The following is a 9,193-nucleotide window of genomic DNA, read 5'->3' as shown; positions in this document are numbered from 1 at the left end:
GGCCTCGGCCCTGCTCGCCGACCCGGAGGCCGCGCGCCGGTTCGCCACCGCCGAGCTCGCCGGGCTCGCCGCCGCGGACGTGAGTACCGCCCGGCTGCGGGACACGTTGGAGGCCTACCTGGCCGAGGGCGCCAGCCACAAGCGGGCCGCGCAGCGCCTGACCCTGCACGAGAAGACCGTGGAGCAACGGGTGCGCCGGGCCGAGGAACTGCTGGGCCGGCCGCTGGCCGGGCGGCGCGGCGCGGTCGAGGCGGCGCTCGTGGTGCACCGCCTGCTCGGCGACTGACCGCAGAGGCAGCGGCACTCCTCCGGCGACATAGCGCCGGCCCAACAGGCTCCCGCGAGGACATGGGACGCCGCGTCAGGTGAACCTACGGTTTCGCGCAGCCCCCTCGAGACTGCGCGAATTCCAGGACGTGTGAATGTCTGTCACCGACTACACCGCGATCGACCTCGCCACCGCCGAGGTCATCGCGAACCCCTATCCCGCCTACGCCGCCCTGCGCGCGCACTCGCCGATCCCCGGGTACGTCGACTACCCGCCCGGCACCGTGCCGGGCGTCGATGAGCCCGTCACGGCCTGGGCCCTGCTCAAGCACGAGCACGTCCGGGACGCCGCCCGTGACCAGGCGACCTTCTCCTCCCGTGACCCGCTGCAGGAGGCCTCCGACGCCCCGACCCTGATGCTGGTCAACACTGACCAGCCGCTGCACACCGCGCACCGCAAGGTGGTCAACACCGTCTTCACCCGCAGCCGGGTCGAGGCGATGCGGCCCTGGCTCACGCAGCGGGTCGCCCAGCTGGTGGGCGAGCTACCGGCCGGGCTGGAGTTCGACGCCGTGCACGAGTTGTGCGCCCATGTGCCGGCGGTCGTGATGTGCAAGTTCTTCGGCGCCCCGGACTCCGACGCCCCGAACTACGAGCGCTGGGCGAACGCGTTCATGCTCTCGGCGGACCTGACCGGCGAGGAGCGCAACGCCTCCAACCAGGAGCTCGGCGGCTACTTTGTGACGCTGTGTCAGGCCCGGGCCGAGGCCCTCGCGGCCGGGGAGGAACCCGGCGACGGCCTGATCGACGCGTTGCTGCTCGCCGAGGCGGACGGAGAGAAGCTCGACTTCGGCGAGATCGTCCGGTTCTGCATCACCCTCGTGGTGGCCGGCAGCGAGACCAGCATGTACTTCGGCGCCAACGTCATCGACGCGCTGCTCGACCATCCCGAAGCCGCCGCGCGGGTGCGCGCCGACCGCGGCCTGATCAAGGCGTTCCTGGACGAGACTCTGCGCCTGACCGGACCGCCGCAGCGGCTGTTCCGGATCGCCACCCGCGACGTGCAGGTCGGCCACGCGCAGATCAAGGCCGGGGACTGGGTGGCGCTGTTCTTCGCCGCCGCCAACCACGACCCCGACGTCTTCGCCGACCCCGAGCGCTTCGACCTCGACCGGGCCAACGCCAACAAGCACCTGACCTACGGCGTCGGCATCCACTACTGCCTCGGGGCGCCCCTGGCCACGCTCGAGATCGAGGTGCTGGTCGGGGCGCTCTTCGACCGCTTCGCGCGGATCGAGCGCGGCGCGGGGGAGAGCGTCCCGCAGACCGCGACCCTGCTCCAGCACAGCCGCACCCGCATCCCCGTGGTCCTTCACGAGCACCTTCACGAGCAGGAGAGCTGAGCCCATGACCGCCCCCACGACCAGCGCCACCACCGAAAGCATCAACGTCCAGACCACCCGGCGGATGTACGCCGCCGTCCCGGCCGGGGACGCCGAGACCGTGATGGCCAACATCCACGCCGACATCGAGGTCACCTACTACGGCACCGCCGATGTCCCCTACGCCGGCGAGTACGTCGGAGCCGCCGGGTTCGGTGAGTTCCTCACCAAGGTCGGGGAGAGCGTCGAGGTCATCGCGATGGAGCCGGCGCTGATCATCGAGGAGGGCGACAACCTCGCGGTCTTCGGGCACCTGAAATTCCGGACCCGGAAGATGGGCACCGACTTCGAGTCCGACTTCGCGCACATCATCGAGTTGCGCGACGGCAAGTGGTACCGCTTCCGCGACTTCGCCAACTCCGCGCTGGTCGCCGACGTCTTCCGGGCCGAGGCGTAGGCGGTACCGCAGCCACTGGCGCCACGACCGCGGCGGACACGAGCAAGACCAGGACCACGAAGAACGAGAAGCCGGCGGGCACCACCGCCGCGAGCGCCCTGTCGGCGGTCGAACGCGTCGTCGCCACCTCGCCGATCTTCGGCGGCACCGACGGTCAAGAAGACGATTCAGGTCTCGATCACCGCGCCGTCCTACGTCCAGCAGTGCCTGGATCTGAAGAACGCCGGCGTCGAGGCCCTCGGGCTGTCCTTCGACGCGGCCTCGCAGCACCGACTGGCCCGCTCCTGCACGCAGGTCGGCTACTTCCCGGACGTCATGCCGTATCCGCTCGGCGTCGGCAACGAGAAGCAGTTCCTGCAGGCCAACAAGTGGCTCGGCAACGCCTACGTCTCGATGAATCACTTCCCGTGGTCGCCAGTAACACCGCGGCCGAGAGGTACTGGCAACGACGCTCGGTGGGCTGACCCCGCGCTGCACCGACCTGCTCGCCCCGAGCGGTCCGCAGGCCTTCGCCCGCCGCTGACCCCCGCGGGATCGACTACGCCGCCGGAGCGCGGTGCAAACGCACGTGCCCGCTTCCGGTCTGGGCCCGCAGGGTCACGACGCGGGCTCCGGCGCGCGGGGCGTCCTGGACCGGGAGGTCGGAGTGCAGCACGCCGGATCCGGTGGTGATGTCCAGCTGCACTGACAGTCCGTCAGGAACGCCGATGCTCAGGGAACCGTGCCCGGTGGCCAGGTCGACGTTGCCGTAGGCCGCGTCCACCGACGTGGATCCGGCGCCGGAGCGCGCGTGCAGGTCGCCCCGGACGGCCCCGGCGGTCAGCGAGCCGCTGCCGAACCCGCACGCCAGGGAGCCGCCGACCTCGCCGAAGCGGGCCTCGACGCGGCCGGCCTTGAGCTGCACCGATCCGCTCACGGTCCCGACCCGGCTCTCGCCGTTGCCGTAGCGCAGCCGCAGGTCCCCGGCGACGGTGCCGAGGTCGATGCTGGCGTGGCCGGTCGCGACGTCGGCCGCGCCGATCTGCCCGGTGACGGTGATGTCGGCCGTGGCGCTCGCGAGCTTCGCCGCGGTGCCGGTGGGCACCTCGACCACGACATCGATGGTGTCCCGGTCCTTGCGCCAGCCGGCGATCAGATCGAGCAGTCCGCCCTGTCGCGGTGCCCGCACGTGCAACGTGTCCCCGCGCAGCTCGACCGTGCACCGCTCGAGCAGGTCGCCGCGGGCGGTGAGAGTGACGGTGGCCTCGGCCAGGCCGTCACGCGCGGCGACGGCGAGGCTGCCGTGCCCGACCTGGACCGCGAGCTTGATGGGGCCGGTCAGCGGAAAGGTGAAGATCTTGGGGTTCATTCAGGTCTCCTGACGACGTCAGCCGTTGATCCAGCCGGTGATGCGGTTGCCGCTTTGGCGCCGGCCGTAGGAATGGGTGGGGGAGAGGGCGGAGTTGGCCGCCCGGAGCAGCCAGGTGTTCACCGAGACGCCCTCAGCGCGGGCCGCGGTCTCGATCTGGCCCTTGAGGGATTCCGGCAGGCGAAGGGAGATCCGAGCGTCGTTCTCGCCCTCGTCGCTCGGGGTCGGCGGGGGTTCAGCCATCGGCGCGAGCCGGACCTCGACCCGGAGTTCGTCGTGGTCGAGCCGGACCGCGACCGCGGGGGAACCCGGGGCGTCGAGCAGCTGCTCGGTGATCTCGTCAGCGGCCGCGGAGACCGCCTCCAGGACAGCCAACCGGACGGCCAGGTTGGTGGCCGTGCGGCGTGGCGCCGCACGGGCTTCGCGGCGGCTCGCAAAGGTGGTTAAAAGCCCCGTGTCCAGCGGGGACTGTGCGCAGGGGAGGCGCAGAATGCCTGGGATGGGGACCGGAAGATTGCGACGAATCGGACTGGCCGGCGTGCTCGTGCTCGCCCTGGCGCGGGCCTCGGCCCGATCGTGACCGCGACCGCGGCTGAACAGGCGAAGTGCAGCTGCCTCGTCAATGACGAGAACGACCAGCTCGCCGACGCCGATGTCGTGTTCAAGGGCGTCTACGAGGGCTCGACCAGCTCCGCCTACCGCGACCGGGACGGCCAGACCCACGAGTCCGGCATCGTGCGGCACTTCACCGCCTTCGAGTCCTACAAGGGCGAGGTCCGCCCGGACACCGCCGTCGTCGACCTGTCGGACGGGTGCGGGGAAGGCGTCGGCGGCATGGGCGGGGAGACCACCTACCTGGTGTTCGCCGAGCACCCGACCAAGGCGGCCCAGAAGCAGTACGACCTCGCCGAGTCCGACCTGGTGCTCCAACCCTGCGGCGGCACGCGGGAGATCGACGCCGACGACGAGCCCTCCTTCGGGCCCGGCAAGCGCGTGACGGCGGCCGAGGAGCCGGAGACGACGCTGCCGGCTGAACCGGCTGGGCCAGCCGAACCGGAGGGGGAGAAGGAGCACAGCCTCTCCGTGCTCGGTGATCTGCTCGGCGACCTTCTCGACCGGCTGCTCGGCAACGTGCAGACCCCGGACGGCGACGGGTTCCAGCTGCTGGAGCTCGGCAACCTGGGCGAGGCGCCGGGCACCCCGCCGGGCGGTGAGGGCGGCGCTCCCGAGGTCACGGTGCCCGAGCTGGGTGGGCTTCCGGCCGCCCCGCCGCCGCCTGCCGGGTGACGCTCCGCGCGCGTTCATAGAAAGCTCATAGAAATTCCGTTTACGCTCCGGCAAAACCGCCCATGTGGGGCGATGTCGCGGCGTAGGAGTAGTACATGAGGTCCAAGGTGTTGAAGTCGGCCGTCGCGGTGGCCGGAACGATCGGTTTGCTGGCCGCCGCCACGAGCGTCCTGCCGGGAACCGCGGGCGCCGCGGACTCGACCGGGCGGGTCGCGGCCCCGGTCGTGTCGGACTTGCTGCACCTGGACGACATCGACCAGGTCACGCTGTCCCCGCAGCTCGCGTCGATCCTGGGCACCCAGACCCTCGACCTGGCGACGGTGGCGAAGCTGCGCGCCGCCGGGCCGAGCCTGCCGGGGGAGAAGACGCCGCCGGTCGGGACCACGCTGCTGTGGCCGGCGCTGGACATCTCCAAGCCGAGCGTCACCGGCCTCTACGTCAAGCAGTACACGTTGCGCGCGACCGGCGACCACGTCGAGGTGTGGGTCGCCTCGGGTTCCGACGGGGTCAGCAAGGGCACCGAGTTTCCCGCCGGTGACTGCCGGGCCGCCGCGGTGCCGGGCACCACCGATGTCACCGATGCCCAGGTGAAAGATCTGGTCAACGAGTTCGAGACCAACATGTACCCGAAGGAGACGGCCGCCTTCAGCACACCGAAGGAGCGCGCCGGGCTGGCCACGCTGCCCGGGCTCACCCCGGCCGGCATCAACTTCGCCGGCGACGGCGAGAACACGGTCACGCTGATCGACAACGTCCGGGACCCGAACTTCTACGACTTCCCGACCAACCGCTCCTATGTCGCCGGCTTCTTCATGCCGCTGATGAACGAGATCACCGACCGCAACGTGATGACGATCGACGCCTTCGACTGGGCGCACCGCACCGGGGTGAACCCGAAGGACGAGCCGAGCGACGACCTGTGCAAGAGTCGCCCGGCGCGCCCGCGGACCTACGAGGGCACCTTCGCCCACGAGTGGCAGCACCTGCTGCACAACTACACCGACCAGAACGAGACCACCTGGGTCAACGAGGGGTTGTCGACCTTCGCCGAGACCCTCGTCGGCTACTCCGACGCCTCCCACACGATCGACGACGCCAGCTCCGAGGGTTCGATCCACTGCTTCCAGGGCTTCGGCATCACCAAGGGCCGCTCGAACCCGAACCCCAACGCCTGCGGTGGCCCGCAGAACTCCCTGACCAAGTGGGGCGATGAGGGCGCGGGCAGCGAGATCCTCGCCGACTACGGCAACGTTTGGTCGTTCATGCTCTTCATCTTCGATCGCTACGGCCTGCCGATCATCAGTGGCCTGCACCGCGACGGCGAGGCCCAGGGCCTGGCCAGCCTGCAGAAGCAGCTCGACATCCTCGCTCCGGGGACCAAGGTCAGCGACGTCATTCACGACTTCCAACTGATGAACCTTCTCGACCGGTACGTCGATGTGAAGGGTGGTCAGGTCCAGGGCATCGACAAGGGCCGGGTCACCACCAAGAACCTGCACGCGACGGTGAACCTGGCCAACCCTGCGGCCTTCACCAAGCCGGGCGCAGCCCCGAACGGCGCCGACTACGTGGTGCTGCGCCAGAACAAGGGCGCCTTGCCGCAGTCGCTCGCCTTCGCCGGCGCGCAGACGGTGAGCGGGGGCGCCGCCCCCTCCGCCGAGAAGGACCCGACGGCCGCCTTCCAGGACACGCTCTTCGGTGCGGAACCCGCCGGCGCCGTCGCCAACTGGCAGGTCAGCCTGGTCGGCATCGACCCGGCCAAGCACAAGGCACTGATCCGCTCGGTCCAGGGCTTCAACAGCTCGTTCTCGGCCAAGGACCTGGCCGCGTTCAAGGCCTACCCGCTGCTGGTCGCCGTGGTCAGCCACGACAACCCCGTCGACACCGTCACCCCCAACGAGGAGTACGCGCCGTACACCCTCACGATCAACGGGCGCGAGCAAGCCGGCTGACCCGGCTGCTCCGGGTGGGCCTGACCCGGTCCGAGGCGTAGTTTCCACGGTCTCCCCACCCCGGGGCGCCGCGCCAGGATGGCTCGTCGGTGCGCCGCGGCGAGCTCCCCAGCTGACGCGGCCCCAGGTGAGGAGTCGTCATGAGCGCGACCGCGACCAACGCTGAGCTCGTCGAGGCCGCGGCCGGGCTGTTCGACACCCTGCGGGCCAACGCCGAGCAGGCCGACCTGGACCGCCAACTGCCGAAGGACTCGGTGCAGGCCATCGGGCAGGCGGGGCTGTTCCGGGTCTGGAACGCCCGCCGGTACGGCGGCGCCGAGGCCGATGTGAAGACGCAGATGCTGGTGACCACGGAGCTGGCGCGGGCCTGCTCCTCCGCGGGCTGGGTGACCGGCGTGATCACCGGCTCGCACTGGATGGCCCACAGCCTCCCGGACCGCGCCACCGCGGAGATCTGGGGCGACAACCCCGACGCGCTCGTCTCCGGCAACGTCACTCCGCATCCCGTCGTGGTCCCCGAGACCGACGGCGGCTACGTCATCTCCGGGCGCTGGGGCTTCGGCTCGGGCGGCGGGCACAGCGACTGGCTGTACATGCCGATCCTCGTCATGGAGGACGGCGCCCCCAACGTCCGGTTCTGCTTCGCCCCGCGCAGCGAGTTCACCATCGAGGACACCTGGCACGTGCTGGGGATGCGAGGCACCGGATCGAACACGATGGTCGCGGACAACGTCTTCGTCCCCGAGCACCGCACCTACCCGCTGCTCGGGCCGAAGGGCGCGATGAACGGCGTGACCCGCAAGGGACATCAGGATGAGGAGCTCTACCGCTGCCCATTCGGGATGATCGGCGGCGCGACGCTGTGCGGCACGTTCCTGGGCATCGCCGAGGCCGCCTTCGACCACCTCGTCCAGACCCTGCCGACCCGGCCGATCTCCTACAGCAACTACCTGACGTCCTCCGCCTCGGTCGGGACCCAGCTCGACATCGCCGAGGCCCGCACCCGCCTGGACATGGCGACGCTGCTCGCGCATCGGCTCGCCGACGACTGCACCGCAGCCGGCCGGGCCGGCGTGCTGCCGAGTGACACCCTGCGGGCCCGGGCCCGGCACGACTGCGCCGTCGTGGCCCGCGAGACCCGTGGCGTCGTCGACCTGCTCGCGCGCCTCGGCGGTGCCTCCGGGGCCGCCGAGGGCAGCCTGCTCAACCGGCTCTACCGCGACATCTCCACCGCCAGCCTGCACGGCGTCACCAACACCGCGACCACGCAGGAGAGCTACGGCGCCGCCCTGCTGGGGGAGCCGATCACCAGCACCTCGTTCCTCTAGACCAACCCCTCGAGCGGAGACATCAGATGTCGGCAATGACCCCAGACCTCACCGGCAGGACCGTCATCGTCACCGGCGCCGGGTCGGGCATCGGCAAGGCAGTGGCCATCCAGGCCGCCGTGATCGGGGCGAACGTCGTCGTCACCGACATCAAGGGCCAGGACGAGACCGCCGCCGAGATCGGTGCCGCGGCCGAGGCCCACGAGCTCGACGTCACCGACGCCGGCGCCTGGTCGCGCGTCGTGGAGGCCGTCGTGGCCTCCCGCGGCGGGGTGTACGGGCTGGTGAACAACGCCGGGATCGCCAGTGCCACCGACTCGCTCGCCGTGCAGACCGAGGAGGGCTGGGACGCCATGATCGGCGTCGACCTCAAGGGCGTCTGGCTCGGGATGCGCGCCGTGCTGGCGCCCATGCTTGCGGCCGGCGAGGGCTCGATCGTCAACGTCGCCTCGGTGGCCGGGCTGATCGGCGTCTCCGACGTGCTCGCCTACTCGGCGGCCAAGGGCGGGGTGATCGCGATGACCCGGCAGGTCTCCATCCAGCACGCCAAGGACCAGATCCGCGTCAACGCCGTCTGCCCCGGCGTGACCCAGACCCCGATCCTCGGCGACATCAGCGACGAGCTGCTGGCGGCGATCTCGAACATCACCCCGATGGGCCGCCTCGGCCAGCCCGACGACATCGCCGGCCTGACCAGCTACCTGCTCAGCCCGGCGAGTGCATTCCTGACCGGCCAGGCGATCGCGATCTGCGGCGGCTTCTCGGTCCAGTAGCCGCCGTCCGCCAGCAGATCCTCGACGGCGAGCTCGGTGGGGGCACCCTGCTGAGTGAGGTGGAGATCGCCACGCGGCTGGGGGTCAGCCGCACGCCGGTGCACGAGGCGTTCCTCAAGCTGGAGGCCGAGGACCTGCTCGAGCTCGCGCCGCGACGGGGGGCCGTCGTGGTCCCGGTCCGCCCGGGGGAGGCGGCCGACGTCCTGGAGATCCGGCACGCCCTGGAGGTGACGGCCGCGCGCCGGCTGGCCCAGGCCACGCCGGCGGCCCGCGAGGATGCGCACTGCGTGGGGGTGGCGTTTGCCGCGGGCGATGGCTTGGTTGTAGATGTTCGCGGCCCAGGGGCTGGCGTGGCGGGAGTCGTCGGCGAAGTCGATCAGGGCGTTGCGCAGTTTCTTG

9 protein-coding genes and 2 pseudogenes are annotated in these 9,193 nt (G+C 70.8%); 8 read left to right on the top strand and 3 right to left on the bottom strand.

The genetic code is table 11. The annotated features are described in order from the left end of the window. The 3 genes from H0X00_RS18065 to H0X00_RS18055 form a co-directional block, all read left to right on the top strand. The coding region (locus H0X00_RS18065; RefSeq protein ID WP_293773608.1) for a helix-turn-helix domain-containing protein at positions 1 to 286 on the top strand (286 nt) is incomplete at its 5' end. 136 nt (positions 287 to 422) lie between these two features. After that, positions 423 to 1,670 carry a cytochrome P450 gene (locus tag H0X00_RS18060; RefSeq protein ID WP_293773606.1) on the top strand — a complete coding sequence of 416 codons (1,248 nt, stop codon included), beginning with the start codon at positions 423 to 425 and terminating at the stop codon, positions 1,668 to 1,670. Positions 1,671 to 1,674: 4 nt separating this feature from the next. After that, positions 1,675 to 2,106: a nuclear transport factor 2 family protein gene (locus tag H0X00_RS18055; RefSeq protein ID WP_293773605.1), complete on the top strand. Its 432-nt coding sequence runs from the start codon at positions 1,675 to 1,677 to the stop codon at positions 2,104 to 2,106. 538 nt (positions 2,107 to 2,644) lie between these two features. Here H0X00_RS18055 and H0X00_RS18050 read toward each other — a convergent pair. Further along, complete coding sequence (locus tag H0X00_RS18050) at positions 2,645 to 3,454, bottom strand: hypothetical protein (protein WP_293773603.1); 810 nt, start codon at positions 3,452 to 3,454, stop codon at positions 2,645 to 2,647. An 18-nt stretch (positions 3,455 to 3,472) separates the two neighbouring features. Next, positions 3,473 to 3,829 carry a toxin-antitoxin system HicB family antitoxin gene (locus H0X00_RS18045; RefSeq protein WP_293773601.1) on the bottom strand — a complete coding sequence of 119 codons (357 nt, stop codon included), beginning with the start codon at positions 3,827 to 3,829 and terminating at the stop codon, positions 3,473 to 3,475. Between the two features lie 201 nt (positions 3,830 to 4,030). On the opposite strand from H0X00_RS18045, the gene H0X00_RS18040 reads away from it, so the two are divergent. The 5 genes and pseudogenes from H0X00_RS18040 to H0X00_RS23940 all read left to right on the top strand — a co-directional run. Further along, on the top strand, positions 4,031 to 4,741 hold the full coding sequence (locus H0X00_RS18040; protein WP_293773600.1) for a hypothetical protein: 711 nt from the start codon (positions 4,031 to 4,033) through the stop codon (positions 4,739 to 4,741). Between the two features lie 95 nt (positions 4,742 to 4,836). Beyond that, entirely contained in the window at positions 4,837 to 6,693 is a 1,857-nt protein-coding gene (locus H0X00_RS18035) for a hypothetical protein (RefSeq protein WP_293773598.1), read from the top strand. Between the two features lie 140 nt (positions 6,694 to 6,833). Beyond that, the gene (locus H0X00_RS18030; protein WP_293773597.1) at positions 6,834 to 8,021 is read left to right on the top strand and encodes an acyl-CoA dehydrogenase family protein; all 1,188 of its coding nucleotides are present in this window, start codon (positions 6,834 to 6,836) and stop codon (positions 8,019 to 8,021) included. A gap of 35 nt (positions 8,022 to 8,056) precedes the next feature. Next, on the top strand, positions 8,057 to 8,794 hold the full coding sequence (locus H0X00_RS18025) for an SDR family NAD(P)-dependent oxidoreductase (RefSeq protein ID WP_293773596.1): 738 nt from the start codon (positions 8,057 to 8,059) through the stop codon (positions 8,792 to 8,794). A gap of 59 nt (positions 8,795 to 8,853) precedes the next feature. Next, positions 8,854 to 8,904, top strand: a pseudogene (locus H0X00_RS23940) (hypothetical protein); the annotation flags it as partial. A 159-nt stretch (positions 8,905 to 9,063) separates the two neighbouring features. Here the strand turns inward: H0X00_RS23940 and H0X00_RS23935 are convergent. Continuing rightward, positions 9,064 to 9,193 (bottom strand): annotated as a pseudogene (locus H0X00_RS23935) (IS110 family transposase); the annotation flags it as partial.

It is taken from the genome of Sporichthya sp. (genome assembly GCF_013815995.1).
Classification (GTDB): Bacteria; Actinomycetota; Actinomycetes; order Sporichthyales; family Sporichthyaceae; genus Sporichthya.
Note: the sequence above shows the minus strand (reverse complement) of the source record. Positions and strands in the feature narration are given on the sequence as shown.

Coding starts and splice junctions, on each gene's coding strand:
- H0X00_RS18060 (WP_293773606.1), top strand. CDS start 423: ATGTCTGTCACCGACTACACCGCGATCGACCTCGCCACCGCCGAGGTC.
- H0X00_RS18055 (WP_293773605.1), top strand. CDS start 1,675: ATGACCGCCCCCACGACCAGCGCCACCACCGAAAGCATCAACGTCCAG.
- H0X00_RS18050 (WP_293773603.1), bottom strand. CDS start 3,454: ATGAACCCCAAGATCTTCACCTTTCCGCTGACCGGCCCCATCAAGCTC.
- H0X00_RS18035 (WP_293773598.1), top strand. CDS start 4,837: ATGAGGTCCAAGGTGTTGAAGTCGGCCGTCGCGGTGGCCGGAACGATC.
- H0X00_RS18030 (WP_293773597.1), top strand. CDS start 6,834: ATGAGCGCGACCGCGACCAACGCTGAGCTCGTCGAGGCCGCGGCCGGG.
- H0X00_RS18025 (WP_293773596.1), top strand. CDS start 8,057: ATGACCCCAGACCTCACCGGCAGGACCGTCATCGTCACCGGCGCCGGG.